The sequence below is a fragment of the Nonomuraea sp. NPDC049725 genome (genome assembly GCF_040674795.1).
Classification (GTDB): Bacteria; Actinomycetota; Actinomycetes; order Streptosporangiales; family Streptosporangiaceae; genus Nonomuraea; species Nonomuraea ceibae.
Genome location: NZ_JBFANJ010000006.1, coordinates 369,633 through 394,863 on the forward strand (window position 1 = coordinate 369,633; position 25,231 = coordinate 394,863).

Annotated in this window: 21 protein-coding genes; 13 read left to right on the forward strand and 8 right to left on the reverse strand. The window is 73.4% G+C overall.

From position 1 onward, the window contains the following. Positions 1 to 11: 11 nt before the first annotated feature. The gene (locus tag AB0J53_RS18675) at positions 12 to 2,642 is read left to right on the forward strand and encodes a CDP-glycerol glycerophosphotransferase family protein (protein WP_364173592.1); all 2,631 of its coding nucleotides are present in this window, start codon (positions 12 to 14) and stop codon (positions 2,640 to 2,642) included. Continuing rightward, positions 2,639 to 3,703, forward strand: a complete 1,065-nt coding sequence (locus tag AB0J53_RS18680) for a glycosyltransferase (RefSeq protein ID WP_364173594.1) — start codon at positions 2,639 to 2,641, stop codon at positions 3,701 to 3,703. Before AB0J53_RS18675 ends, AB0J53_RS18680 begins: the two co-directional genes overlap by 4 nt. A gap of 31 nt (positions 3,704 to 3,734) precedes the next feature. Here AB0J53_RS18680 and AB0J53_RS18685 read toward each other — a convergent pair whose 3' ends face one another. Genes AB0J53_RS18685 through AB0J53_RS18695 form a run of 3 tightly spaced genes read right to left on the reverse strand, consistent with a single transcriptional unit; the run spans position 3,735 to position 7,123 of the window. Next, positions 3,735 to 4,784 carry a sulfotransferase gene (locus tag AB0J53_RS18685; protein WP_219500595.1) on the reverse strand — a complete coding sequence of 350 codons (1,050 nt, stop codon included), beginning with the start codon at positions 4,782 to 4,784 and terminating at the stop codon, positions 3,735 to 3,737. 20 nt (positions 4,785 to 4,804) lie between these two features. After that, positions 4,805 to 5,626, reverse strand: coding sequence for a CDP-alcohol phosphatidyltransferase family protein (locus AB0J53_RS18690; RefSeq protein WP_246644003.1), 822 nt, complete (start codon positions 5,624 to 5,626; stop codon positions 4,805 to 4,807). Positions 5,627 to 5,674: 48 nt separating this feature from the next. Then, positions 5,675 to 7,123 carry a glycosyltransferase family 2 protein gene (locus AB0J53_RS18695; RefSeq protein ID WP_357591313.1) on the reverse strand — a complete coding sequence of 483 codons (1,449 nt, stop codon included), beginning with the start codon at positions 7,121 to 7,123 and terminating at the stop codon, positions 5,675 to 5,677. A 112-nt stretch (positions 7,124 to 7,235) separates the two neighbouring features. Between AB0J53_RS18695 and AB0J53_RS18700 the strand changes: the two genes are divergently transcribed. Together AB0J53_RS18700 and pseI are read left to right on the forward strand one after the other, a co-directional pair. Continuing rightward, positions 7,236 to 7,736 (forward strand): GNAT family N-acetyltransferase, encoded by a 501-nt coding sequence (locus tag AB0J53_RS18700; protein WP_219500591.1) that lies wholly within the window; start codon positions 7,236 to 7,238, stop codon positions 7,734 to 7,736. Continuing rightward, positions 7,733 to 8,776, forward strand: coding sequence for a pseudaminic acid synthase (gene pseI, locus AB0J53_RS18705; protein ID WP_219500589.1), 1,044 nt, complete (start codon positions 7,733 to 7,735; stop codon positions 8,774 to 8,776). Before AB0J53_RS18700 ends, pseI begins: the two co-directional genes overlap by 4 nt. Here pseI and AB0J53_RS18710 read toward each other — a convergent pair. Beyond that, positions 8,757 to 9,722, reverse strand: coding sequence for a hypothetical protein (locus AB0J53_RS18710; RefSeq protein ID WP_364173598.1), 966 nt, complete (start codon positions 9,720 to 9,722; stop codon positions 8,757 to 8,759). The two genes, pseI and AB0J53_RS18710, sit on opposite strands and share 20 nt — an antisense overlap. Further along, positions 9,719 to 10,450 (reverse strand): glycosyltransferase family protein, encoded by a 732-nt coding sequence (locus AB0J53_RS18715; protein WP_364173601.1) that lies wholly within the window; start codon positions 10,448 to 10,450, stop codon positions 9,719 to 9,721. Before AB0J53_RS18715 ends, AB0J53_RS18710 begins: the two co-directional genes overlap by 4 nt. Positions 10,451 to 10,471: 21 nt before the next feature. Here AB0J53_RS18715 and pseB point away from each other — a divergent pair, with 21 nt between their 5' ends. Next, complete coding sequence (gene pseB / locus AB0J53_RS18720) at positions 10,472 to 11,497, forward strand: UDP-N-acetylglucosamine 4,6-dehydratase (inverting) (RefSeq protein ID WP_364173604.1); 1,026 nt, start codon at positions 10,472 to 10,474, stop codon at positions 11,495 to 11,497. After that, on the forward strand, positions 11,497 to 12,621 hold the full coding sequence (locus AB0J53_RS18725; protein ID WP_219500586.1) for an aminotransferase class I/II-fold pyridoxal phosphate-dependent enzyme: 1,125 nt from the start codon (positions 11,497 to 11,499) through the stop codon (positions 12,619 to 12,621). The genes pseB and AB0J53_RS18725 overlap by 1 nt, the downstream gene beginning before the upstream one ends. Here AB0J53_RS18725 and AB0J53_RS18730 read toward each other — a convergent pair. The 3 genes from AB0J53_RS18730 to AB0J53_RS18740 are packed head-to-tail and all read right to left on the reverse strand — an operon-like array spanning position 12,618 to position 16,956. Further along, entirely contained in the window at positions 12,618 to 14,504 is a 1,887-nt protein-coding gene (locus tag AB0J53_RS18730; protein ID WP_364173607.1) for a glycosyltransferase family 2 protein, read from the reverse strand. The two genes, AB0J53_RS18725 and AB0J53_RS18730, sit on opposite strands and share 4 nt — an antisense overlap. A gap of 14 nt (positions 14,505 to 14,518) precedes the next feature. Then, positions 14,519 to 16,132 carry a hypothetical protein gene (locus AB0J53_RS18735; protein ID WP_364173610.1) on the reverse strand — a complete coding sequence of 538 codons (1,614 nt, stop codon included), beginning with the start codon at positions 16,130 to 16,132 and terminating at the stop codon, positions 14,519 to 14,521. Continuing rightward, the gene (locus AB0J53_RS18740; RefSeq protein ID WP_364173612.1) at positions 16,123 to 16,956 is read right to left on the reverse strand and encodes a hypothetical protein; all 834 of its coding nucleotides are present in this window, start codon (positions 16,954 to 16,956) and stop codon (positions 16,123 to 16,125) included. The genes AB0J53_RS18735 and AB0J53_RS18740 overlap by 10 nt, the downstream gene beginning before the upstream one ends. A 165-nt stretch (positions 16,957 to 17,121) precedes the next feature. Here AB0J53_RS18740 and AB0J53_RS18745 point away from each other — a divergent pair, with 165 nt between their 5' ends. The 7 genes from AB0J53_RS18745 (at position 17,122) to AB0J53_RS18775 (ending at position 25,231) form a co-directional block, all read left to right on the forward strand. Further along, positions 17,122 to 17,370 carry an acyl carrier protein gene (locus tag AB0J53_RS18745; protein ID WP_364173615.1) on the forward strand — a complete coding sequence of 83 codons (249 nt, stop codon included), beginning with the start codon at positions 17,122 to 17,124 and terminating at the stop codon, positions 17,368 to 17,370. Then, the gene (locus AB0J53_RS18750) at positions 17,345 to 18,103 is read left to right on the forward strand and encodes an SDR family NAD(P)-dependent oxidoreductase (RefSeq protein ID WP_364173618.1); all 759 of its coding nucleotides are present in this window, start codon (positions 17,345 to 17,347) and stop codon (positions 18,101 to 18,103) included. Before AB0J53_RS18745 ends, AB0J53_RS18750 begins: the two co-directional genes overlap by 26 nt. Positions 18,104 to 18,106: 3 nt before the next feature. Continuing rightward, on the forward strand, positions 18,107 to 19,417 hold the full coding sequence (locus tag AB0J53_RS18755; protein WP_219500574.1) for an AMP-binding protein: 1,311 nt from the start codon (positions 18,107 to 18,109) through the stop codon (positions 19,415 to 19,417). Then, positions 19,414 to 20,445 carry an acyl-protein synthetase gene (locus AB0J53_RS18760; protein ID WP_364173621.1) on the forward strand — a complete coding sequence of 344 codons (1,032 nt, stop codon included), beginning with the start codon at positions 19,414 to 19,416 and terminating at the stop codon, positions 20,443 to 20,445. The genes AB0J53_RS18755 and AB0J53_RS18760 overlap by 4 nt, the downstream gene beginning before the upstream one ends. Continuing rightward, positions 20,445 to 21,656, forward strand: a complete 1,212-nt coding sequence (locus tag AB0J53_RS18765) for an acyl-CoA reductase (protein WP_364173624.1) — start codon at positions 20,445 to 20,447, stop codon at positions 21,654 to 21,656. Before AB0J53_RS18760 ends, AB0J53_RS18765 begins: the two co-directional genes overlap by 1 nt. 45 nt (positions 21,657 to 21,701) lie before the next feature. Beyond that, positions 21,702 to 23,924, forward strand: a complete 2,223-nt coding sequence (locus tag AB0J53_RS18770; RefSeq protein WP_364173626.1) for a hypothetical protein — start codon at positions 21,702 to 21,704, stop codon at positions 23,922 to 23,924. Between the two features lie 98 nt (positions 23,925 to 24,022). After that, positions 24,023 to 25,231 carry a glycosyltransferase gene (locus AB0J53_RS18775; protein ID WP_364173629.1) on the forward strand — a complete coding sequence of 403 codons (1,209 nt, stop codon included), beginning with the start codon at positions 24,023 to 24,025 and terminating at the stop codon, positions 25,229 to 25,231.

Sequence of the window (25,231 nt, forward strand, 5' to 3'; positions counted from 1 at the left end):
GGGGGGATGGCATGCCGGCTTGCACCGTTGTCGTGATCACCTACAACGACGCGGCCCGCCTGCCCAGGGCGGTGCGTTCCGTGCTGCGGCAGTCGCTGCGCGACCTGGAAGTGATCATCTCCGACGACGCCAGCACCGACGGCACGCCCCGGGTGGCCGCCGAGCTGATGAGAGCCGATCCCCGCGTCCGCTACCTGCGCCGCGAGGTCAACAGCGGCGGCTGCGGCGCCCCCAGGAACGACGGCCTCGACGCCGCCGCCGCGCCGTACGTGATGTTCCTCGACAGCGACGACGAGCTGCCCCGGCACGCCTGCAAGAGCCTGCTGACCGAGATCGAGCGGACCGGGGCCGACTTCGTGTCCGGCCAGATCTCCCGGCTGTACGAGTCCAGCGGCCGGCTCAAGCCGTACTATCCGACGCTGTTCGCCAGGCGGCGGGTCGTCGAGGGCATCCGCGAGGAGCCCGAGCTGTTCCTGGACTCCTTCAGCACCAACAAGCTCTACGACGTGCGCTTCCTGCGTGACAACCTGCTGCGCTTCCCGGAGGACATCCACTACGAGGACCACGTGTTCGCCACCGAGCTGTACGCGCTGGCGCGGCGCTTCGCCGTCGTGCCGTGGGTGGTCTACCACTGGCACCGGGCGCGCGGCGGCACGTCGATCTCGCTGAGCATCAAGGACATGGACAACGTGCGCCACCGGGTCGTCGCCGCCCGGCTGAGCGACGACATCCTGCGCGAGCACGGCGCCGCCGACCTGGTGCCCGCCCGCCAGTACCGGTTCCTGCGCCAGGACCTGCGCGTCTACCTGAACCCGCTGCCCACGATGGACCGGGTGTGGGTCAAGGAGTTCGCCGCGGTCGTCCGGCCGTACCTGGAGGAGATCGCGCCCGAGGTGTTCGACCGGGTCGGGCCGATGGACCGGGTCTGCTGCCGGCTCATCCTCGACGACCGGGTGGACGACCTGCGCATCGCCGCCGGGTCGCTCACCGGGGCGGGGGCGCCGCCGCGGGCCGCCGTGCAGGTCGGCGGCCGGACGTACTGGGGCACGACGGCCACGCCGGGCATGGACATCACGGACCTGCGGCTGGCCGAGCTGCCGTACTCGGCCACCCGGCTGCGGCACGAGGTGACCGAGATCGGCCAGGACGGCGACCGGATCCGGATGACCGTGCACACCTACGACCCGTTCGGCGTGCTGCCGGTGGAGTGGAAGGCGTTCCTGCGGGCGGGCGGCGAGAAGGTACCGATCAGCCCGCAGCCGTCGGGCGAGTGCGCGTACGTGAGCGAGATCGTCTTCACGCCCAGGGGCCGGTGCGAGCCGCGCATCGGGTTCACCCGGGTCGCCGACGGCCACACCACCACCGACCGGCTGCTGGTCGACCCGGCGATGAAGCCGATCGAGCTGCCCGGCGGCACGGTCAAGGCCGAGGGCTACGCGGCGTACCTGTGCGTGCGGGCCGTCTCCGCCCGGTCGCTGCTGCGCCGGATCAGGCGCAGGCTGCTCAAGCGGCTGAGCACGCCGAAGCTGAAGCTGCGCGTCTACAAGGCGCTGATCAAGGTGGTGCCGCAGCGCAGGGACCTGGCGCTGTTCGAGGCCGACGTCGGCAAGGGCTACACGGGCAGCCCGCGCGCCATCTACGAGGAGCTGCGCCGCAGCGGCCTGCCGATCGAGGCGGTGTGGTCGGTGGCCCGAGGGCGCGGCAACTTCCCGCCCGACGTGCGGCTGGTCAGGCGCGGAAGCTGGGCCTACGTCTGGACGATGGCCAGGGCCGGCTACTGGGTCGACAGCCACGGCTTCCCGCTCGACTATCCCAAGCCGCGCCGCACCCGCTACCTGCAGACGTGGCACGGGCAGGGCATCAAGTCGATCGGCTTCGACGCGCCGGACCTGCGCGGCGACTTCGACGGGCCGCGCGCCCAGTGGCGGCGGGCGGTCGCCCGGTGGGACGCGCTGGTGTCGCCGAGCGCCGAGTTCTCGCGCTGCTTCCTGCCCTCCAACGGCTACACCGGCCGCGTCTACCGCTGCGGCACGCCGCGCTGCGACGCGCTGGTGCGCGGGGCGTGCGCCGACGAGGTGCGCGAGCGGCTGGAGATCCCGCCCGGCAAGAAGGTGCTGCTGTACGCGCCCACCTACCGCGACCGGGCCAAGGGCAGCGGCCGGTCGGTCCGGGTGGACCTGGAGCTGATGGCCAGGGAGCTGGCGGACGAGTGGGTGCTGATCCTGCGGACGCATCCGGTGGAACGTTACAAACCGCCGGAGCGGCTGCGGCACTTCGTCCGCCCGGCCGGCTCGTACCCGGAGATCAACGACCTGATGCTGGCCTCCGACGCCCTGCTGACGGACTACTCGTCGGTGATGTGCGACTACGCGCTGACCGGCAAGCCGATGCTGTTCTTCATCGACGACTGGGACGACTACCGGCTGTCGGAGCGCGGCGTCTACCACGACCTGCCGTCGATCGCCCCCGGCCCGTGCGTGACGACGACCGCGGACCTCGTCGCGGCGCTGCGCGACCTGCCCGCCGTGCACGCCGCCCACGCCGGCCGCTACGCCGCCTTCCGCGAGCTGTGGTGCGCCGACGAGCGCGGCGACGCCTCCGCCCGGATCGTCGCGGACTTCTTCGCGGCGGGTGCCCGGTGAACGTCGTCTTCGCCTGCCTGGACGCCGACACGCTGGGCGGCATCCAGCAGGTGACGCACACGCTGGCCCAGGGCCTGGCCGGGCGCGGGCACGAGGTGCACGTCGTCGGGCTGCACCGGGCCGACGCGCCGTTCCGCTACGTCGAGCGCCCCCGCTACCGGCAGCACCTGATCAGCCGCAGCCCGGTCGGGCCGCAGGGACGCCTGGCCCGGCTGCGCGCCGACCGCCGGCTGCGCGAGCTGCTCGGCCCGATGCGGCCCGGCTTCGCCGTGCTCACCTCGCCCGGCGTGGTGACCCGGCTGTCACGACTGCTGCCCGGCTCGCTGCGTCCGATCGGCCAGTATCACGGCTCGTACGAGCACGCCCGCGGCTGCTGGCACCTGAGCTCGATCAGGAAGCACTACCCGCGGCTGGACCAGGCGGTGTTCCTGAGCGACGACGACGCGTGGCTGTTCGCGGAGAACGCGCTGCTGCCCAACACCTGGACGCTGCCGAACCCGCTGGCCGCCTGGCCGGACGCCGTGTCGCCGCTGTCGTCGCCCCGGGTGCTGGGGGTGGGGCGGCTGGAGGGGGTCAAGCGGTTCGACCGGCTGATCACCGCGTTCGCCAGGTCGGGGGCGCCGCCGTCGTGGGAGCTGCACCTGATCGGCGACGGGAGCGAGCTGGAGCGGCTGCGGGCGCACGCGGCGCGGGAAGGGGTGGCGGACCGGGTGGTGTTCCGCGGGCGGGTGCCGGCCGCGCGGATGCCGGCCGAGTACCGGGACGCCTCGCTGGTCGCCCTCACGAGCGAGCACGAGGGGCTGCCGATCGTGCTGCTGGAGTCGGCCGCGCACGGGGTGCCGGCGGTGGCGTTCGACGTGTCGGGCGGGGTGCGCTCGGTCGCGTCGGCGCTGGTCCCGCCGGCGGACGTGGACGCCTTCGCGGCCGAGCTGGGCCGGCTCATCGGCTCGGCGCCGGAGCGGCGGCGGCTGGGCGCCGCCGCCCGGCAGCGGGCCGAGGACTTCCGCCTCGACCCGGTGCTCGACCGCTGGGAAGCGCTCTTTACCCACATCGACCGGTGAAGATCCAGCCGGTGAGCAGCGGCGCGGGCGGTCAGCCGGTGCGCTCGGCCAGCTCCGGCGACTCGCTGCGCTGCTGCGGGACGCCGGCCAGGGCGCGCTGGCCGGTGGTCAGCAGGGCGGCCACCGGGCTGGGCTCGCGCAGCCGGTTGAAGCGGTCGCGCATGGACTTGCGCATCCGGCTGTTGCGGCGGCGCTGCATCGTCTTGTTGCAGGCCGACACGTGCTCCTTGGCCGCCGGTGCGGCGCCGGTCAGCTCGTAGCCCTGGGCCTCCAGCCGCTCGCCGAGCACCTGCTCGCAGAGCGAGATCTCCCAGCCGTCCAGGCGCTTGGCCCAGCTCCCGACCCGGCTCCTGGTGACCTCGCCGTGCGTGTTGCTGTGCCACACCTTGTGCACCGGCACCGCCACGCTGGCCGCCTCGCGCGGCGACACCATGGCGGGCGAGAAGTCCTCCTCCAGGAACGCGCAGAGCTTCTTCAGCTCGGTCACCGGGTCGTCGGTGAGGTCCTCGTAACGCAGCTCGAAGTAGCTGTCGTCGGGCAGCGTCCGGCGCAGCTTGTCACCGTGGTCGATGGCCTCGGCCCAGGTGGAGACCGCGTGGAAGGAGTCGAGCGTGTACCAGGGCATCTCCTTCAGCGAGGCCACGCAGTCGCGGCCGTCCCTGATCAGGTGGATGAACTGGGCGTCGGGGAAGAGCCTGAGCAGCAGGTCGGTGTGCTTGACGTAGCTGGGCCGCTTGTCGCCCCAGCGGGCCTTGCCGAACCGCTCGGCGTACATGCGGAAGGCGGTGCCGAGCACGGAGCCGAGCGAGCCGGGGCCGTCCACGACCTGGCGGACGAAGGCGTCGCGGTCGATCTTGAGCTCGCGGAACTTGGTGCTGCGGTCGCTCGCGATCCACTCGGCCAGCGCGCGCCGCCGCTCGGCGTCCCGGAGGTCGCCGAACGCGCGCCGCTTGTAGTAGACGGGCATGACGAAGCGCGTCTCCGGCGGCACCGCGAGGCGCGGGTGCGAGTGGAGCATGAGCTGGAGCATCGTGGTGCCGGAGCGCGGGCAGCCGATCACGAATACTGGCCGGTCTGACATTTCGTACTAACCCCCGAAATTTAGACGAGAACGTGCTCTCGGCTCTCCTGGGGCACGGGGTGCCTGCGCGCGAAGAGCCACATCCGGTAGACAAGGAAGATCTCGTTGGCGAGAAGCAGGACGCTGGCGACCACCGCCACCGGGATCAGCGCCCCGGCCCCGGCGAGAGGCGCGATCACGAACACCGCGGCGTGAAACTCGATGCCGCTGATGAGGTGCGACCGCACCCGGCGCCGGGCCAGGAACCTGTTGAGCCGCCGCAGCGAGTACGGCATCCTGCCGCCGGTCCGCCCTCCCCTGGGCGCCGGCACCAGCCCAGGCTGCACTTCAGCCTGGAGATCCGCCTGGAGATCGGCCCGACCCTCCCTGATGACCTCGCGGACCCGCTTCATCTGCGGCGCGTTGACGTACCGGAAGAGGTCGAGCACGGCCACCACCGCGCCCAGCACCACCCAGCTCACATCCCCCGTGAGCGCGAACTGCCCGTAGGCGAGTCCGGCGGCGCAGCAGACCACCCTGACGCGGTCGCCGACGTAGTCGAGCCAGAGCCCGAAGGGCGTCCCCGTGCCCTTGAGCCTGGCGATCTTCCCGTCGACGCAGTCGATCATGAAACTCAGATAGAACAGAACCGCCCCGGCGACCAGCCGGTCCGTCGCCAGGCACGCGGCAGAGATCATGCCGAGGACCAGCGACGTCACGGTGAGTTCGTTGGGCGTGATCCGCGTGCGGTTGGCGACCGCGAGCGCGACCCGGCAGGCGACCGGGTCCACGAAGTACACGGTCCACCAGGAGTCTCTCCGCTTGCGTGTCGCGTGGACGTCATCGAGCGAATAGGTCCTCATGGACTACAGCATGACGACGAGCCGTGTTTGAGCAATTACTCTCTGGAACTACTGGGGAATGTCCATGCCTCTTCTTGACCCTTCCGCCACCGAAAGGCGCCAGGTGGGGCCGCTCTCCCCCTCGCGGAACCACCCCTTCAGCACCAGCCCGCGCGTCTCGGTGCGCGCCTGGAGCCGCCAGGTGGGCCCGCCGCCCTCCAGCGCGCGCGGGTCGATCGTGGCCACCAGGCCCTGCCCGCCGACGCGCTTGGCGGTCAGCGGCACCTTGCGGCGGCCGTCGCTCAGCACCAGGCTGACGCGGCCAGGCTTGCGCTCGACGCGGTGGATGGCCACCTGGCCGCGCAGCAGATACTCCCGGCCGGTCCAGCCGCACTCGTCGACCCGCGCCACCAGCTTGAGCTCCTGCCGCGCGTCGTACACCTCGTCGGGGATCGCCAGCCTGCGGTCGCGGAAGTACGGGTAGTCGCCGTACCAGCCGGTGTTGCGCCAGCCGCGCGGCACCACCCGGGTGCCCTCGGCAGAGGCCCGCCTGAACTCGCGTACCTGCCGCAGCTCCTTGACCAGCCCGCGCTCGACCAGGTGGAGTTCGAGCCGCCGCAGCGAGGGCGCCGCCGCGATCACGTCGGGGCCCAGCTCGGCCAGCCACTGCCTGGCCACCTCCAGCGCCGGCCCGCTGTCGCCGTCGGCGGCGTCCTCCAGCGCCTGGAACAGGAAGACGATGTCCTTCTCCAGCACCAGGTCGTCGAAGGTGGCCTTCAGCTCCGGCGCGGTCTCGTCCAGGAAGGCCCGCACCGAGCGGATGGCGCCCAGCCGCTCGGTCAGGTTGGGCAGCTCGGTGCGCCGCTGGGTGATCGAGTCCTCGCCGCCGTCACGCCTGCGCCAGTGGTAGACGACGTCGTCGAGCACGTCGACGCTGGTGGCCAGCACGTGCGCGCGGATGGCCACGGGCACGTCCTCGTAGATCCCGGCGGGGAACTCCAGCCCGCGCTCGCGCCAGAACGCCGTCCGGTAGACCTTGTTCCAGACCGTGCGGTCGCGGGCCAGCGAGCGCCGGTCCATGACGTGCGTGCACAGCACCCGCCGCCTGAACACCTTCTCGTGCATCGTCGACGGCGCCAGCTCGCCGTCGGCCAGCCGCAGCACCGCCCCGCACGCCAGGTCGGAGCCGGTCTCCCGCAGCGAGGAGACCAGCAGCTCGTACGCGCGCGGCGGCACGACGTCGTCACCGTCGGCGAAGGCCAGATAGGGGCCGCGGGCGTGCCGCACGCCGAGGTTGCGAGCCGGTCCCGGCCCCTGGTTGGGCTGGCGCAGCAGCACGAACCGGGGATCGCGGGCGGCGAACTCCTCGGCGACCCGGCGGCTGCCGTCGAGCGAGCCGTCGTCGACGCAGAGGACCTCGAAGTCCGTCAGCGTCTGGGCGGCCAGCGACTCCAGGCACTCCGCCAGGTACGGCTCCACGTTGTGGATCGGGACGACGACGCTGAGCAGGGGGATCATTGTCGAGCACTCCTTTCGGTGGCTGAGGGCAGCATGCCCGGACTGTCGCTGCCCTGATCGGGTCTTTACGCTACGTTGTGCAAGTGATCCGGCACGTTGTGTAGGGGGAAGGATGCTGAGGAGCGTCCACGAGCACGAGCTGCCCGTGCTGCGCCGCTGGCGCAACCATCCGAAGGTCCGGGCGTCCAGCTTCACCACCCACGAGATCAGCCCGGCCGAGCACGCCCGCTGGTGGGCCCGGGTCAAGGACGACCCGGCGCGGCGGGTGCTCGTCTACGACCACGACGGCGAGCCCGCCGGAGTGGTGACCTATTCGGGGCTCGGCGACGGGTCGCGCACCGCGAGCTGGGCCTTCTACCTCGACCTCGACGGGCTGGAGCGGTCGGGCACGCTGCTGGCCGCCTGGATCGGGCTGGAGCGGGCCGCCATCGCGCACGCCTTCGGGCCGCTCGGCCTGACCCGGCTGCGCGGCGAGGTGCTGGCCTCCAACGAGCCGGTCAGGCGGCTGCACCGGCGGTTCGGCTTCGCCGAGGTGGGCGTCTTCGGGCTGGAGGTCGAGGGGCTGCGCCGCGACGTCATCGCCATCGAGCTGACCAGGGAGGACCACGCATGATCAAGATCGCCGAGCGGGCCGTCGGGCCGGGCCGGCCGCCGTTCGTCATCGCCGAGATGTCCGGCAACCACGACGGCAGCCTGGAGCGCGCGCTGTCGATCGTCGACGCGGTGGCGCGGGCCGGCGCCCACGCGCTCAAGCTGCAGACCTACCGGCCCGACACGATCACCGTCGACGCCGACGGCCCGGCCTTCCGCATCGGCTCCGGCCACGAGCTGTGGGGCGGCGAGCGGCTCTACCGGCTCTACGAGCGCGCCCACACACCCTGGGAGTGGCACGAGCCGATCTTCACCAGGGCGCGCGAGCGGGGGCTGATCCCGTTCTCCTCGCCGTTCGACCGCACGGCGATCGAGCTGCTGGAGAAGCTCGACGCGCCCGCGTACAAGATCGCCTCGTCCGAGATCGTGGACCTGCCGCTGATCAGGCTGGCCGCCTCGACGGGCAAGCCGCTGATCATCTCGACCGGGATGGCGTCGATCGGCGAGATCCACGACGCCGTCGAGGCGGCCCGCGACGCCGGATGCGACCAGCTCGCGGTGCTGTCGTGCACGGCCTCCTACCCGGCCTCGCCCGCCGACAGCAACCTGCGGGCGCTGCCGCTGCTGGCCGCGATCACCGGGGCGGTCGTCGGCGTCTCCGACCACACGCCGGGGCTGGGTGCCGCGCTGGCCGGGGTCGCGCTCGGCGCGTGCCTGATCGAGAAGCACGTCACGCTGAGCCGGGTGGGCGGCGGCGTCGACGCCGCGTTCTCGCTGGAGCCGCACGAGCTGGCGGCCCTGGTGGTGGAGAGCGAGCGGGCCTGGCAGTCGCTCGGCGCCGCCGTCATCGGCCCGCGCCCCTCCGAGCGCGAGGGGCTGCGCTTCCGCAGGTCGCTGTACGTGGTGCGGGACGTGCGGGCGGGCGAGCCGGTGACCGAGCAGAACGTGCGCTCGATTCGGCCCGCCGGCGGGCTGCCCCCGGAGCTCGCGCCGCAGGTGATGGGCCGCCGCTTCACCCGCGACGCGCCGCTCGGCACGCCGCTCACGTGGGATCTGGTCTGAGCCGCAGCAGCGCGTCGGCGACCCTCTCGCGGCCCCGCCCGTCGACCAGGTCGCGCCCCCGGCTCCCGTACTCCTCGCGCAGCTCGGGGTCGGTGAGCAGGCGGGCCAGCGTGTCGACGGCGGCGGCGCCGGGCTCTGGCCCCAGCCCGGCGGCCAGCCCGCCCGCCACCAGCTCCTCGTAGCCGGTGAGCTGGTTGGCCGCCACCCAGGTCAGCGCCGTGGGCACGCCCAGGTGCAGCAGCTCCCAGGCGGCCGACCCGGCGGCGGTCACCACGAGGTCGGCCCGGGCCATCAGCTCGGGCAGCCGGTCGGTGGGCGGCACGACGGCCACCGACTCGCCGGCCTCGAACGGCTCCGGGCTGATCACGGTCGCCTCGAACGGCGCCCCGGTCGACAGCAGCGCCTTCGTCCACCTCGGCGCGACGCCCGCGCTGTCGGTCCCGCCGAAGAAGCACAGCACCCGGGGCGGCCCGCCCTCGCGGGGCGTCCGGCGGCAGCGGCGCACGCTGTCGCGCAGCAGCACGTACGCGCTCCCGGCCAGCCGCTCCCCGTCGAACGGGTGGCGCTCAGCCCCCAGGTTCTGGTCCAGGTAGAGGTCCGCCTCCTGCCCGCGCGGGTCGCCGTCGACGATCGCCAGCACCGCCGTCCCCGCCTCGCGCAGCGCCGCCCCGGTGCCGGGCGGCAGCGTGTACGAGTCGAGGACCATCACGTCGATCCCCAGCTCCCGCGCCTGGGCCGCCAGCCGGTGCGGCTCGCGGAGCGCGGGCACCGACGGCAGCCCGCGCTCGCGCAGTTGCGCCGCGGCCCACTCCGACCCGGTCACCTCGCCCAGGAACGTCACCGGCACGCCGCGCGAGCGCAGCTCCTCGGCCAGCGCCACGCACCGCACCAGGTGGCCGACGCCGATCGCGGCGCCGGCATCACAGCGAACGCCGACGGCCGTCATGCGTCCTGCAGCTCCTTCTGCTCCACGTGCGCGTTGAGCCGGCACACCTCGGGCCGCTCGCGCAGCCAGCCGACCAGCTCGCGGAACGGCACGCACCGGTCGCCCAGCGCGGCCACGACGCGCGCGATGAGCCGCCAGTCGTCCTCGGTGTCGAGCGTGACCCGCAGGTCGCCCGCCCCCGGCGGGTAGGCCAGGCCGAGCAGCCGGAAGTCGCCCGGCTCCGCGTAGATGTAGGACGTCACGTGCGTGCGGTGGTAGGCGGTCGCCTCCCGGTCGGCGCGGCGCAGCGCCGCCAGCCCGGCGATCTCCACGTCGAGGCCGCGCGGCAGCGTGCCGGACAGCCCGGTGCTGAGATAGTCGAGCGCGCCGCCGAGCGCCCGGTAGACCAGCGCCGCCTCCCTGATCACCGCCGGGTCGAGCAGCGGGCAGTCGGCGGTGAACCGCATGACCGCCTCCCCCCGCCGCCCCTCCAGCGCCTGCGCGAACCGGGTGAGCACGTCGTCCACCGGCCCCCGGTGGCACGCCACGCCGAGGGCCGCGCACTCGGCCGCCACGGCGTCGTCCTCGGCCAGCGTCGTGGTCGCCACCACGAGGTCGTCGACCGCGCCTGACTCGCGCGCCGCCCGGACCACCCAGCCCAGCACCGTGCGCCCGCCGAGATCCCGCAGCACCTTCCCCGGCAACCGGGTCGACCCCATCCGCGCCTGAATGATTCCGACAATCCTCAACGATTCCCCCTGTTACCGTCGGTGACTTACTGGTCGCGCTATGCTACCGGCCGACGTAAGGGGGACCGCTTGAGCATTCTCAGTGGATCGTCAATGTTGATCACCGGAGGCACGGGCTCGTTCGGGAAGGCCTTCATCCGCCACGCGCTCGGCCACGTCGGCGTGCGCAGACTGGTGGTGTTCTCGCGCGACGAGCTCAAGCAGTACGAGCTCCGCCAGGCGCTCGGCGAGGACGAGCGGCTGCGCTACTTCATCGGCGACGTGCGCGACCGCGAGCGCCTGGCCCGCGCCATGCACGGCGTGGAGTACGTGGTCCACGCGGCCGCGCTCAAACAGGTCGACACCGCCGAGTACAACCCGTTCGAATACGTCCGCACCAACGTCGCCGGCTCGCAGAACGTCGTGGAGGCGGCCATCGACTGCGGCGTGCGCAAGGTCGTGGCGCTGTCCACCGACAAGGCGTCCAGCCCCATCAACCTCTACGGCGCCACGAAGCTGGTCGCCGACAAGCTGTTCGTGTCGGCCAACCACTACGCCGCCGGGCACGAGACCCGCTTCGCCGTGGTCCGCTACGGCAACGTCGTCGGCAGCCGCGGGTCCGTGGTGCCGTTCTTCCTGAAGCTGGCCCGCCAGGGCGCCAGCCTGCCGATCACCGACAAGCGCATGACCCGGTTCTGGATCACGCTCGACCAGGCCGTGGAGTTCGTCGTCGACTCCTTCGACCTGATGCAGGGCGGCGAGCTCTACGTGCCGCGCATCCCCAGCATGCGGATCGTCGACCTGGCCGACGCGCTCGCGCCCGGCAGCCCGATCTACGAGATCGGCATCAGGCCCGGCGAGAAGCTGCACGAGGAGATGATCGGCCCCGACGACGGCCGCCGCGCGCTGCGCCTGGCCGACCGCTACGTGGTGCAGCCGACGATCGCGACCTGGGGCTACGTCCCGCCGGTCGGCGGCGAGGTGCTGCCGGAGGGGTTCGCCTACCGCTCCGACGCCAACGACCGCTGGCTGTCGGTCGACGACCTGCGGGCGATGGTGTCGGCCTGATGCTCCCCTACGGACGGCAGTCGGTCGACGAGTCCGACATCCTGGCGGTGACCGAGGTGCTGCGCGGCGACTGGCTGACCACCGGCCCGGCCGTGGCGCGCTTCGAGTCGGCGCTGGCCCGGTGGACGGGCGGGGTGCCGTGCCTGGCGGTCACGTCGGGCACCGCCGCCCTGCACGTGGCCTACGCGGCCGCCGGCGTCGGGCCGGGCGACGAGGTCGTCACCTCGCCGCTGACGTTCGTGGCCACGGCCGCCACCGCCGCGCTGCGCGGCGCCCGGGTGCGCTTCGCCGACGTGCAGCCCGACACCGGCAACCTCGACCCCGACGCCGCCGCGAGCCTGGTGACGGGCCGCACCCGGGCGATCACCGCGGTCGACTACGCGGGCCATCCGGCCGACTACGACGAGCTGCGCGGGGTGGCGTCGGCGGCCGGGGCGGTGCTCATCGGCGACGCGGCCCACTCCATCGGCTCCACCTACAAGGACCGGCCGGTGGGCTCGCTCGCCGACCTGACGACGTTCTCGTTCTTCCCGACGAAGACCGTGACGACGGCCGAGGGCGGGGCCGTCGCGGCGGCAGACCCCGAGCTGTTCGCCGCCGCCGCCCGCTTCCGCAACCACGGCCTCGTCCGCGACCCGGCCGAGCAGCGCGACCCGGGCGAGGGCGGCTGGCACCAGGAGGTGCACGCGTTCGGGCTCAACTACCGGCTGCCCGACGTGCTGTGCGCGCTCGGCACCAGCCAGCTCGGCCGGCTGGGCACCTTCCGCGCCCGGCGGGCCGAGCTGGTCGCCCGCTACAACCGGCTGCTGGCCGGCGTGCCGGGGCTCACCCTGCCCGCCGAGCGCCCGTACGTGTCGCCGAGCTGGCACCTCTACCCGGTGCGCGTCGGAGACGGGCGCAGGCGCGAGGTGTACGAGCGGATGCGCGCGGCCGGGATCGGGGTGCAGGTCAACTACCTGCCGGCCTACTGGCACCCGGTGTTCGCCGACCTCGGCTACCGGCGCGGGCTGTGCCCGAACGCCGAGACCTACTACGCCGAGGAGCTGTCGCTGCCGCTCTTCCCGGGCCTGGGCGACGCCGACCAGGACCGGGTCGCGGAGTGCCTGGCGGGCATCCTGTCCTAGTGCTCCAGCAGGAGCAGGCAGCCGTCGTCGCCCCGGTCCACCAGGAAGCGCCTGCCGGGCACGTCCGCCGGCGGGCGGCTCCGGGTCCGCACCAGCGTGCGGATCGCCCGGCCCTGGTCGACGACGACCTCCCACCACGTCACGTCACCGACGACCTCGTCGATGCCCGCGAGCGGCACCCGGGCGCGGAAGTCACGTCCGGCCAGCGTCACCGGGAAGTACATCTCCTCGCCGTCGCTCCTGCGCACCAGCCTGATCACCGGCTCGCCGTCGCCGACGTCGGCCAGCTCCCCGGCGAACACCAGGTCGCCGCCGTCGACGCGGCACTCCCCGATCACCGCCTCGGCCTCGCGCAACCGCAGCCCCCACGCGCCGCGGAAGCTGAGCACCGGCACCAGCCACACGCCTGACCTGCGCCGGGGCGGCGGGGCCGACGGGGCGAGCCTGCGGTCGCCGCGCACCTTGCCCTCCAGGCGCAACCCCGCGCCCTTGAGCCGCACGTACAGGTCCCAGTGCCCGTGCCTGCGCAGTTGCGCGGCGCTGAGCGCCGCCGGGTCGAAGGCGAACCGGAACGGGAAGACGTGCTCCGGCACCGACCCGCCGTCCGGCTGGGGCGCGCTCTCCCAGACGGGCGCGGCGCTCTGCTCGGCCAGCGGCACCCGGTCGCCGGTGCGGCGCTCCTCCAGCCACACCGTCACGCGCATCCGGCCCAGCTCGCCCGCGTCGAACCTGCCGATGCCGGCCCGGCCGGAGCCGTGCAGCACGCCGTCGCGCCACTCCAGCTCCACCAGCCTGGCGGTCGCCTCCAGCTCGCCGGAGACCTCCGACAGGTGCCCGGGCAGCGCCGGATGCCGACCGTACCAGCGCTTGCGCAACAGCCCGGCGGAGCTGACGCGCGGCTGCAGGCGGCCGTCGCGCGCCTGCGCGGCCACGCCCGCCAGCTCGTCCAGGCGGCGCCGGTGCAGCAGGTGCACCTGGAGGCGGTGGGCGAACGGCAGCTCGCGCAGCGCGGCCCGCGACACCCCGTCGAGATACCGTACGGCCAGGTCCACGAGGGCCGGGTCGGCGGCGGGGCCCAGCCGGGCGATGGCCTCGACCGCGACGGTCATGTCGATGGCCAGCGTGTCGCGGTCGAACTCGGGCCGCAGCCGGGGCGCCTCCGCGTCGAGCAGCGCGGCGGTCTCCAGCACCGACAGCAGGCGGTCGCGCAGGTTGTCCGGCTCCAGGCGGCGCTGGGTGATGGAGGAGCCGGGCTCGTCGCGCTGCCGCCAGTGGTAGACGACCTTGTGCAGCACGTCGACCGAGCGCGCGCCCACGTGGGCGGCCATGGCGACCGGCTGGTCCTCGTACATCCGCTCGGGGAAGCGCAGGTCCAGGCGGTCCCAGGCGGCGCGGCGGTAGACCTTGTTCCACAGCATGCGGTCGCGCACCAGCAGCGGGCGGCGGGTGATGTGGGTGCGTTCGGCCGGTTCGGCGAACGGCTCCTTGTGCGCCCACGACGGCACGAGCAGGTTGCGGTGCAGCCGCATGACGTTGCCGCACGCCAGGTCGGAGCCGGTGGACTCCAGCGACGAGACCAGGCGCTGGAAGGCCGCGCGCGGCACGGTGTCGTCGCCGTCGACGAACGCCAGGTAGCGGCCGCTCGCCTGGCTCACCCCGATGTTGCGGGCCCGGCCGACGCCCAGGTTGTCCTGCCGGATCAGGCGGAAGCGGCCGTCCCGCTCGGCGCGGGCGGCCACGAGGTCCGGGCCGCCGTCGCGGCTGCCGTCGTCCACGCAGATCACCTCGATGTCCCGCAGGGTCTGCGCCTCCAGCGAGTCGAGGCACGGCGTGAGGTATTTCTCGACGTCGTAGAACGGCACGATCACGGATAGGACCGGCACGGATGCTCCCTTCCTCAGCCGGACAGCAGCCGCATGACCCGGCGGGCCATCCGGCGGGGGCGGGACAGGCGGCGCGACAGCCGGTAGCCGAGCGTCCTGCGGTAGGCCGTCGCCTTGCGCTGCGTCCTGCGCAGTTTGGAGCGGGCCCGGACCAGCTCGCGCTCGCGGTAGCTGAGCTTGGTCTCCAGCCTGGCGATCCTGGCCATCGCCGCCGTGAGCTGGCCGGCCAGCCGGTCGCGCGAGCGCAGCAGGTCGCGGTAGGCGGGGGCGGAGCCGGCGCGTTCGGCGGGCTGGCCCAGCTCGGCGTCGAGCTTGCGGGCCAGGTCCAGCTCCTGCTGGTCGCAGGGCCGGCCGGCCATGCCGCAGAGCGTCAGCGTGAGCTGGTCGGCCTCCAGCGGCCACGGCCACGGGTGGTGGTGCCCGGCGGCCAGCAGCCGCACCGCGAACCGCCACAGCATCCGGCACAGCACGATCACGGGGGCGGGCTCGGGCTCCGGCGACGGGCCGGGGCTGATGGCGGAGAAGCGCTCCCCGTCCCACACCAGGCTGTCGGTGGCCGCCGTGGCGTCGCCGCTGGTCTCCACCCATCGGGCGAGTGCGGCCAGCAGCTCGCGCACGGCGCGCACGTCCTCGCGGGCGCACGCCTCGACGAGGATCTCCTCGACCACGCGGCCCGGCGGGACCTCGCGCGACTCGCCGTCGGGCAGCCGCCGCAGCGTGACCTCGCCGCCCTCCTCGCGCAGCTCGTCGACGGCCGGGCCGTCCTCGACCAGCCCGAGCGGCAGCCCGACGGGTTCGGGCCTGTCGCGGGAGGCGACCGCGAGCCAGATCGGCGCCAGGTGCTCGCCGAGGCCGTGGCGGAGGGCCAGCCGGGTCAGCCGCAGCGGGTCGGCGACCAGCATGCGGTCGTCGGCGCGCGCGCTCAGCGGGAACGTGAGCGCCTCCGGCAGCTCGCGCGCCAGCGCCTCGCGCGACAGGATCGCGCGCGGCGCCCGGCTGTCGGGGTAGGCGGCGTAGCAGCGCTCCACGGCCAGGCCGGTGGCCTCCAGGTCGAAGTCGAGCGCGGCCGGGCCGTTGGGGTAGGTGGGGTCGAAGCCGTGCGGCTCCCACTGCCCGTCGCCCCCGTCGCGGTCGGCCGGGCGCGCTTCGAGGAACCGGTCCACGCCGAGGTCGTTGCGCACGCCGAGGACGAGCCGGCCGCCGGGCGCGACGAGCGCGGCCAGCGCGGCCATCGACTCGCGCCAGGCCGCCGCCGGGGCCTCGGCCGAGTGGGTGCGCTGGAGCCCGTCCAGCGCCAGGACCAGGTCGTACGGCCTGTCGCAGCAGAACGCGGCCAGCCGCCCGCAGTGCACGTCGAGGCCGGGGTGGCGGTCGCCGAGCGCGCACGCGTCGGGGTAGGACCGCACCAGCACCGCCACCGAGGAGGCGCGCCCGGCCACCTCGTCGATCAGCTCTCTGGGGTGCGGCCCGACCAGCAGGACGGAGCCGGCGGCCGGGAGCAGCCGGCCGATCAGCTCCCGTGCCACGCCGCGCCAGTCCGTGATGCTCGACCCGTCGGACATGTCTGACCACAGCAGCATCTCGCCGCCGATCAACCGGACGTTCTCGGGCGCCTCGGTCATGCGCATCGCACCCGCTTCCAGCCGAACATTCGCCGTAGCTCCTCAGGTGTCGCCTGATACTCGAATCCCAGCTCGCTCCGCGCGGCCTCGCCGGCCACCTCCGGGTCGACGCGGACGCCGTGCAGCTCCGGCCACAGCCGCATCCGGCGCGCGGTGCCGCCGTACTCGGGCCGCTCGTCGTCGAACTGCATCGGGTCGCCGTACACGCCGATCTCGCAGCCGACGGACGCGCCGTAGAACAGGGCGCTGCCGAGCCGGTTGGAGGCCACGCGGCGGTGCCGCCGGAGCTCGACGAGCTGCTTGCGCAGGAAGTCACGCCCGCTCGGGTCCCAGCGCGATCCGCGCTCGCCGTGGCATATCACCCGGAAACCGCGTGATTCGTACGCCTGCCGGATGCCGGGATTCGCAAATTCCAGCCAATAAAGGCATATGGTGACCGATTCGGTTTCCGTATCCCGGATCTCGTCGGCCAGCCGGGCGTGGTCGCCCGTTACGGAGGCTTTCTCCCAGCCGTGAAAGGGGTACCAGATCGTGCCCGTGCGTTTGGGCTTGACGCCGAGGTCCGGTTCGAGGTCGAGCAGGTAGATCCAAGGCGCGCCGATGAGGTAGTGGCCGCGCCGCCCCATCGACCAGCCCCGGCGACGCAGCACGTCAGACCATACGAAACGGGGGTAACCGGGGCTGCACCAGTGATCATTAGGTGGAAATCCGTGCAGATAATTCCATCCGTGCTGGAGGAACCCCTGGATACGCCTGGGCGCTTCGTCCGCCATTCCGCAATATCGTCCGAGTATGCGGGAATGACCGTACCAGTGGTTGGATTCGTCCATTGTTTCCCCTCGCGCGGTTGGCAGGCCCCATCCGACATTCCCAGCCCCAGGCGCGGGCCACTCGGAGTTATACGCTTCCATTACTCGCGACGGGTGCTTGGTTTCTGTAGAACGGGGATCACCGCTACACTCAGTTCTGGCTTGAAGACAGAGAGTGAGTGAAGCATGAGTCATCTCGACCGGCTGCGTGAAGTCTTCCGCAGCTCGCTTAACCTCCCGGCCGCCGCCGACGTCGACGGCCTCGAATACCGCGCCATCCCCCAGTGGGACTCCCTGGCCCACATGTCGCTGATCGCGGCGATGGAGGACGAGTTCGCCATCACGATCGACACCGACGAGATGATCGACATGAGCTCGTTCGCCAAGGCGGCGGCGCTCCTGGAGAAGCATGGCATCGGCGCAGCGGCCCGCTGACCCCCGCGTCGTCCTGGTCACCGGCTCCACCTCGGGCATCGGCCGGGCCATCGCCACGCGGCTGGCCACCACCCACCGCGAGGTCGTCGTCCACGGCCGCGACCAGGCCCGCACCGCCAAGGCGGCGGGCGAGCTGGCCGCGCTCACCGGCGGCCGGGTCGGCGGCGTCCACGGCGACGTGTCCGACCCCACCGCGATCTCCGCGATGATGCGCGAGATCCACCAGCGTCACGGCCGCCTCGACGGCCTGGTGATCAACGCGGGCGTCCACGCCGCGGCCCTGCTCGGCATGCTGCCCAGCGCCGGGGTCCGCGACCTGTTCGCGGTCAACGCGGTGGGCGCGGTCCACACCCTGCAGGGCGCGGTCCGGCTGCTGCGCCGGGGCATCAGCCCGTCGGTCGTGCTGGTCTCCTCGGTCATGGGCCGAGACGGCGGCCCCGGCCAGGCGGTCTACTCCGCCACCAAGGCGTCCCTGCTGGGCCTGGCCAAGGCCGCGGCCAAGGAGCTCGGCCCGGCGGGCATCCGGGTCAACGCCGTCACTCCCGGCTACATCCAGACCGCGATGCTGTCCACGCTCGACGCCGAGGCGAGCGCCGCCACCGTGGCCGCCACGCCGCTCGGCCGCCTGGGCACCGCCGACGACGTGGCCGCGCTGGCCGCCTTCCTGCTCTCCAGTGACGCCTGCTTCATCACCGGGCAGGTCATCGGCGTCGACGGCGGGCTGGTGCCGTGAGTCATGGTTGATCTCCCGCACCCGGGCGCGCGGCTCGTCTCCGACGAGGAGCCGGGCGGTCTCGGCGGCGACGCCCTCGCCACCCGCGTCGAGCGCGCCGCCGCCACCCTGGACGGGCTGCCGGCCGGTCCGATCTTCTGCGGCATGCGCAACGACCTGCCCTCGGTGGTGCGCTACCTGGCCGCCTGGCGGGCCCGGCGGGCGGTGGCGCTGCTCGACCCCGACCTGCCCGCCGCCGCGCTGGCCGAGCTCGCGGGCCGGTTCAAGCCCGCCGCCCTGCTCGGCTTCGCCCACGCGCCGCACGGCGCGACGGCACGCAGCGCGGGCAGCCCGACCCATCCCGACCTGGCTGTGCTGCTGGCGACCTCCGGCTCGACCGGCAGCCCCAAGCTGGTGCGGCTCTCGCGCGCCGCCGTGCTCGCCAACGCGCGGGCCATCGCCGAGGCGCTGGCCATCGGGCCCGCCGAGATCGCGCCCACCAGCCTGCCGCTGCACTACAGCTACGGCCTGTCGGTGCTCAACAGCCACCTGGTGGCCGGCGCGAGCGTCCTGCTGACCGACGCCGGGCTGCTCGAACGCTCCTTCTGGGCCTCGCTCGACGAGCACCGCTGCACCTCGCTCGCCGCGGTGCCCTACCAGTACGAGATGCTGCGCAGACTCCGCTTCGACCCCGCCGACCACCCGTCGCTCACCACGCTCACCCAGGCGGGCGGCCGGCTCAGGCCCGACCTGGTCACCGAGTTCGCCGCCCTGCCCACGACCCTCTACGTCATGTACGGCCAGACCGAGGCGACGGCCCGGATCGCGGTGCTGCCCCCCGACCGGCTGGCCGGCAAGCCGGGCTCGGCGGGGGTCGCGGTGCCCGGCGGCCGGCTGGAGATCGTCGACGGCGAGGTCGTCTACCACGGCCCCAACGTGATGATGGGCTACGCCGACGAGGCCGCCGACCTGGCCAAGGGCGACGAGCTGGGCGGCGTGCTGCGCACCGGCGACCTGGGCCACCTCGACGAGGAGGGGTTCCTGCACCTCACCGGCCGGGTCAAGCGCATCGCCAAGATCTTCGGCGTGCGGGTCAACCTCGACGACGTGGAGCGGCTGCTGCGCGACTGCGGCCCGATCGCGGCCACCGGCGGCGACGACCGGGTCACGGTGTGGGCCGAGGGCGTCGACGCCAAGGGCTGCTCGACGCTGGCCCGGCGGCTCGGCACCGAGCTGCGGCTGCACTGGAGCGGCTTCGACGTGCGCGGCGTCGACCGGCTGCCGCTGCTCACCACCGGCAAGATCGACTACCGCGCCCTGGAGGCCCGGACGTGACCGTCTTCACCCTGTCGGCAGCCGAGCGTGAGGCCGCGCTGCTGCCCGAGCTGACCGCGCTCACCGAGCGGCACCGCCTGGCCTGCCCTCCTTACCGGCGCATCCTCGACGCGATCGGCGCCAGGCCGCCCTACGACCGGGTGGCGGCGCTGCCGTGGCTGCCGGTGCGGCTGTTCAAGACCCATGAGCTGCGCAGCGTTCCCGAGGACCAGGTGTTCCGGGTGCTCACCTCCAGCGGCACGACCGGGCAGCGGCCCAGCCGCGTCTACCTCGACCGGGAGGCCGCCGCGGCCCAGCCGCGCATGCTCGCGGCGACGCTGCGGGCGGTGCTGGGCGAGCGGCGGCTGCCCATGCTGATCGTCGACAGCCGCGCGGTGGTGCGCGACCCGGCGTTGAGCGCCCGGGGCGCGGGCGTCCTCGGCATGATGAACTTCGGCCGGGACCACACCTTCGCCCTCGACGAGCGGGGCGAGCTCGACGCCGAGGCGGTCAAGGGCTTCCTGGCCAGGCACGGCGCCGAGCCCTACCTGATCTTCGGCTTCACCTACCTGGCCTGGCTCCACCTGCGCGAGCTCGGCATGGACCTGTCGCAGGGCGTGCTCGTCCACTCCGGCGGCTGGAAGAAGCTGGCCGAGCAGTCGGTCGACAACCAGGAGTTCCGCAGGCGCCTGGCCGAGGAGTGCGGGCTGCGCCGTGTCCACAACTTCTACGGCATGGTCGAGCAGATCGGCACGGTCTTCCTCGAAGGCCCCGACGGCGGCGGCCTCTACTGCCCCGACTTCGCCGACGTGGTGATCCGCGACCCCGACACCTGGCAGGAGGCGCCGCCGGGGGTGCCGGGGCTGATCGAGGTGGTGAGCACGCTGCCGACCTCCTATCCCGGCCACGTGCTGCTGACCGAGGACCTGGGCGTGGTCCACGGCGTCGACGACGGCGTGTGGCCCGGCAAGCGCTTCTCGGTGCTGGGCCGGCTGCCCCGGGCCGAGGCGCGCGGGTGCAGCGACACCTACGGGCAGGCGGCCGCGTAATGCTCGACGTGAGGTTCCCCGACGGCCCGCCGGTCCCGGTCGGCACCCTGCTCGACCAGATCACCGCGGGCGGCGGCCTGGCCGTGGGCGACGAGCGGGTGCGCGACTTCCTCACCGGGTTCGGCCGCCGCCTGCTGCGGCCCACGCTGTCGCGCCGCCATCCCGAGCTGGGCTCGCTCGGGTTCTTCCTGCGCCGCAGCGAGCTGCTGCGCACGGTCGAGGGCCTGCGCGGCGATCACGTACGAGTGCCGCGCGGCCTGGTGTTCCACATCCCGCCCGCCAACGTCGACACCGTGTTCGTCTACTCGTGGGCGCTGTCGGCGCTGATGGGCAACCGCAACGTGGTGCGCCTGTCGCCCCGGGCCGGCACGGTCGCCTCGACCATCGTCGAAACGCTGCTGGAGTCGCTCGACGGGGCCGACCCGGTGGTGGCCGCGACCCAGCGGATCGTCTGCTACGACCGCTCCGACTCCATCACCGCCGCGCTCTCCTCGGGCTGCGACCTGCGCGTCATCTGGGGCGGCGACCGGACCGTCGACGAGATCCGCAAGCATCCGCTGGCCCCGCACGCGCGCGACCTGACCTTCCCCGACCGCTCGTCGTTCGCGGCCGTGCGCTCGTCGGCCTGGCTGGCCGCGCCGCCCGCCACCCGGGTGGCGATGGCCGAGGGGTTCGTCAACGACTCCTACTGGTTCGACCAGGCCGCCTGCTCCTCGCCGCGGACCGTCTTCTGGGTGGGGCCGCGCGACGAGTCCGACGCAGCCCGCGCCGACTTCACCGCCCACCTGTCGCAGGCCGTCTCCCAGCGGGGCTGGGCGGTCGACGCGGCGATGGCCGTGGAGAAGCGGGTCGCCACCTACGGCATGGCCGCCGACGGGTCGGCCGGGACGATCGACTTCCACGGCAACGCGCTGGCCAACGTCACGCTGTCGACCGCCGTGGCCGCCCCCCGCCGCTGGCTCGGCACCGGCACGTTCGCCCACGCCAGGCTCGGCACGCTGACCGAGCTGGTGCCGCTGGTGGGGCGGCGCGACCAGACGATGACGCACTTCGGGTTCGCCAGGGACGAGCTGATGGACCTGGCCCAGGTGCTCGCCGGGCGCGGGGTCGACCGGATGGTGCCGTTCGGTGACGCGCTGAGCTTCCACCGGGTGTGGGACGGCGTCGATCTGGCCGCCGAGTTCACCCGGCTGGTCATGGTGTCGGCCTGACCAGCGGGTTCAGGGGCTGAGGAGGCTGAGGGGACTGAGGGCGCCATGACGGTCGCGCTGTCCAGGGTGCCGGTGCTGCCTGCCGCGCGGGCGCGGCGTGGCTACGGGTGGGTGCCGGCGGTGCTGGTGGCCGTGGCCGCCGTGGTGGTGCTGTGGCGCCACGGCGTGCCACTGCAGGACCTCGGCGCGTTCGGCGGCTACGTCGGGCTCGGGGTGATGCTGCCCGGGATGCTGCTCTGGCGGGCGCTGGGTCCCGGGGGCGGGTCGCTGCCCGCCGACCTGGCCGCCGGGCTGGCTATCGGCTACGCGATCGAGGTGCTGGTCTACCTGCCGGCGCGGGCGCTCGGGGCGCCGCTCGCGGTGGTGGCCTGGCCGGTGCTGACCGTCGTGGCGTTCCTGGCCGTGCCGAAGCTGCGGCGCCACTGGCGCGGCTCGGGCGTACGGGTGCCGCTGTGGTGGGCGTGGGCCATGTCGGGCGTCGTCGGCTACCTGCTCGCCTGGAGTGCCCGGCAGTTCTACGCGGTGCACGGGCTGACCTGGCCGGGCAACGCCGGCCCCTACGTCGACATGCACTACCATCTGGCGCTTCTCGGCGAGGTCCGGCATCACGTGCCGCCGCAGTTCCCGTCGGTGCTGGGTGAGCCGCTGTCCTACCACTGGTTCGTCTACGCGGAGATGGCCGCGACGAGCTGGCTGACCGGGATCGAGCCGCAGACGCTGCTCTACCGGCTGAGCGTGCTGCCGATGCTGGCGGCGACGATGGTGCTGCTCGGGGTGACCGGGTGGCGGCTGGCCGGGCGGGCCTGGGCGGGGGTGGCGTCCGTGGTGGCCGCCTGCCTGGCCTGCTCGCCGGCGCTGCCGGCCGGGAGCGTGGAGCTGTTCCCGGCGATGTCGCCGTTCAGCGCCTGGCTGAGCCCCACGCAGACGTTCGGGGCGTTGCTGTTCGCGCCGGTGGTGCTCGCGCTGATCGCCTACCTGCGCGACGGGCGCGGGCGGTGGCTGGTCGTGGGGGTGCTGCTGCTCGCGCTCACCGGGGCCAAGGCGACCTACCTGCCGCTGCTGGTGGCCGGGCTGGTGGTGGTGCTGGGGGTGCGGCTGCTGGTGGACCGGCGGGTGCACCGGCCCGCGCTGGCCGCCGCGGGGCTGGCCGTGGGCGGGCTGCTGGTGGCGCAGTTCGTGCTGTTCGCGCACGGGACCCAGGGCATGACGGTGACGCCGTTCGACACGATGCTGCGGCTGTGGCGGGCGGCGGCCGAGCTGAGCGACCCGGAGATGGCGCAGCTCCCCGTAGGGCTGGCGCTGGCGCTCGCGGGACTCCACGTGGGCGCGCTGGCGTGCGTGTGGTCGGGCATCGCGGGGCTCGCGCTGTGGCGGGGATGGGACCCGGGGGTGTTGCTGCTCGGCGGCATCGGGGCCGCCGGGGTGGGGGCCGTGCTGGTGTTCGGGCATCCGGCCGCCTCCCAGCTCTACTTCCTGACCAGCGCGAAGCCCTACCTGGCGATCCTGGCGGTGGCGGGGGCCGGGGCGCTGCTGCGGGCCTTCCCCGGCGCGTGGCGGGTCGCGGCGGGCGCGCTGGCCGCCGGGGCGGGGCTGGCGGTGCTGGTGGCGGAGACGCTCGGCGTCGAGATTCCGGCGCGGGAGCTGCGGCTCGCCGACGTCGCGCTGCCGTACGTGGTGCTGGGGGGTGTGCTGGTCGTCGCCGGGGCGGCGGTGGCGGTGTGGCGCAGGCCGGTCGCGGCGGTGGTGGTGGCGGCGCTGGCGTGCGGCTACACGGTGCCGGCGGCGGCGGTCAAAGCGGTGCGGCAGGTCGGGCCGGGCGGGCAGTTCCGGCAGATGATGCCCGAAGGGGGCATGGAGGCGGCGCGGTGGCTGCGCGACCACTCCGGGCCGGGCGACGTGGTGGCCACCAACCTGCACTGCCGGCCGACCGTGCGGCGGCACTGCGACGCCCGGCACTACTGGGTGTCGGGCTACAGCGAGCGGCGGGTGCTGGTCGAGGGGTGGGCGTACGCGATGAGCACGCTCCGGCGGGCGCCCGAGACGAGGGAGTCCTATCTGCGGATCGGGTTCGCCGATCCGTTGCGGCTGGCGGTGAACGACGCGGCCTTCCAGACGCCGTCGGAACGCACCATCGGGCGGCTGGCCCAGAAATACGGGGTCAGGTGGCTGTTCGTGGAGGGGGTCCGGGAGTCGCCGGATGTCGGGAGGTTCGCCCGGTTGCGCTTCCACAAGGGGGACTGCGCGGTCTATGAGGTGATCGGCGGGTAAAGACCTGGCCTGGTCCGTGCCCGGTGCGCGGAAATCAACCGGCCCGGCCCGTTCCGCCCGCCCACCATTTTCCCCAGGACCAGCGACGAGGGGAACCCATGGACACGCGCTTGCGCGCAGGCACCGTCGTCGACGCGCCCGCCCGGCTCGCGACCGTCGACATCGTCATTCCCGTCTACAACGAGGAACGCGCGCTGCCCGGCTGCGTGCGCACGCTCACCGCGTTCCTGGACGACTCCTTCCCGATGCCGTGGCGCATCACGATCGTGGACAACGGCAGCACCGACGCCACCTGGCAGATCGCCCAGGCGCTCGCCTCGGGGCACAGCCGGGTGCACGCCAGGCGGCTGGAGATCGCCGGGCGGGGCGCGGCGCTGAAGGCGGCCTGGCGTGACAGCCCGGCCGACATCGTCGCGTACATGGACGTGGACCTGTCCACCGGGCTCGGCGCGCTGTTCCCGATGGTGGCGTCGCTGGCCAGCGGCCACTCCGAGATCGCCATCGGCACCCGGCTCGCGCACACCGCCCGCACCCGCCGCTCGGTCAAGCGGGAGGTGATCTCGCGCGGCTACAACACGCTGCTGCGGGTCGGCTTCGGGGCCCGGTTCAGCGACGCGCAGTGCGGGTTCAAGGCGGCGCGGGCCGACGTGATCAGGCCGCTGATGGACCGGGTCGAGGACGACGCCTGGTTCTTCGACACCGAGCTGCTCCTGCTCGCCGAGCACAACGGGCTGCGCGTGCACGAGGTGCCGGTCGACTGGGTGGAGGACCTGGACTCGCGGGTCCGGGTGGTCCGCACGGCCGTGGCCGACCTGAAGGGGCTGGCCCGGCTGACCTGGTCGATGTCCACCGGGCGGGCCACCGTCGACGTGGCCGGGCCCGCCGAGCTGGCACCCGTCCATCCGGACGCCGTGGTGGCCGAGCCGAAGGTGGCCAAGCTGGTCAAGTTCGCCGCCGTCGGGGCGTTCACCTCGGTCCTGTACGCGCTGCTCTACCTGCCGCTCAGGGAGGTGCTGGAGCCCGCGCTGTGCAACCTGGCGGCGCTCGTGCTCACCGGGGTGGTCAACACCGAGGCCAATCGCCGCTGGACGTTCGGCAGGCGGGGCGGCAAGCGTACCGGGATGCATCTGCGGGCGGCGGCGGTGTTCCTGTCGAACTACGCCGTCACCACCGCGGTGGTGGTGGGGCTGGCCCCGGCGGCGGGGCGGCTGTTCGAGGTCGCCGCGGTCGTCGCCACCTACGGCGTGCTCACCCTGTTGCGTTTCATCGCCCTCGACCGCTGGGTTTTCGCCCGCACACGGAGTTGA

Bases quoted from the DNA above. Each gene is read 5' to 3' on its own strand.
- AB0J53_RS18695 (WP_357591313.1), bottom strand. From the start codon at position 7,123: ATGATCCCCCTGCTCAGCGTCGTCGTCCCGATCCACAACGTGGAGCCG.
- pseI (WP_219500589.1), top strand. From the start codon at position 7,733: ATGATCAAGATCGCCGAGCGGGCCGTCGGGCCGGGCCGGCCGCCGTTC.
- AB0J53_RS18675 (WP_364173592.1), top strand. From the start codon at position 12: ATGCCGGCTTGCACCGTTGTCGTGATCACCTACAACGACGCGGCCCGC.
- AB0J53_RS18735 (WP_364173610.1), bottom strand. From the start codon at position 16,132: ATGCGCATGACCGAGGCGCCCGAGAACGTCCGGTTGATCGGCGGCGAG.
- AB0J53_RS18765 (WP_364173624.1), top strand. From the start codon at position 20,445: ATGCTCGACGTGAGGTTCCCCGACGGCCCGCCGGTCCCGGTCGGCACC.
- AB0J53_RS18685 (WP_219500595.1), bottom strand. From the start codon at position 4,784: ATGTCAGACCGGCCAGTATTCGTGATCGGCTGCCCGCGCTCCGGCACC.
- AB0J53_RS18770 (WP_364173626.1), top strand. From the start codon at position 21,702: ATGACGGTCGCGCTGTCCAGGGTGCCGGTGCTGCCTGCCGCGCGGGCG.
- AB0J53_RS18710 (WP_364173598.1), bottom strand. From the start codon at position 9,722: ATGACGGCCGTCGGCGTTCGCTGTGATGCCGGCGCCGCGATCGGCGTC.
- AB0J53_RS18690 (WP_246644003.1), bottom strand. From the start codon at position 5,626: ATGAGGACCTATTCGCTCGATGACGTCCACGCGACACGCAAGCGGAGA.
- AB0J53_RS18775 (WP_364173629.1), top strand. From the start codon at position 24,023: ATGGACACGCGCTTGCGCGCAGGCACCGTCGTCGACGCGCCCGCCCGG.
- AB0J53_RS18750 (WP_364173618.1), top strand. From the start codon at position 17,345: ATGGCATCGGCGCAGCGGCCCGCTGACCCCCGCGTCGTCCTGGTCACC.
- AB0J53_RS18740 (WP_364173612.1), bottom strand. From the start codon at position 16,956: ATGGACGAATCCAACCACTGGTACGGTCATTCCCGCATACTCGGACGA.
- AB0J53_RS18725 (WP_219500586.1), top strand. From the start codon at position 11,497: ATGCTCCCCTACGGACGGCAGTCGGTCGACGAGTCCGACATCCTGGCG.
- AB0J53_RS18700 (WP_219500591.1), top strand. From the start codon at position 7,236: ATGCTGAGGAGCGTCCACGAGCACGAGCTGCCCGTGCTGCGCCGCTGG.
- AB0J53_RS18745 (WP_364173615.1), top strand. From the start codon at position 17,122: ATGAGTCATCTCGACCGGCTGCGTGAAGTCTTCCGCAGCTCGCTTAAC.
- AB0J53_RS18755 (WP_219500574.1), top strand. From the start codon at position 18,107: ATGGTTGATCTCCCGCACCCGGGCGCGCGGCTCGTCTCCGACGAGGAG.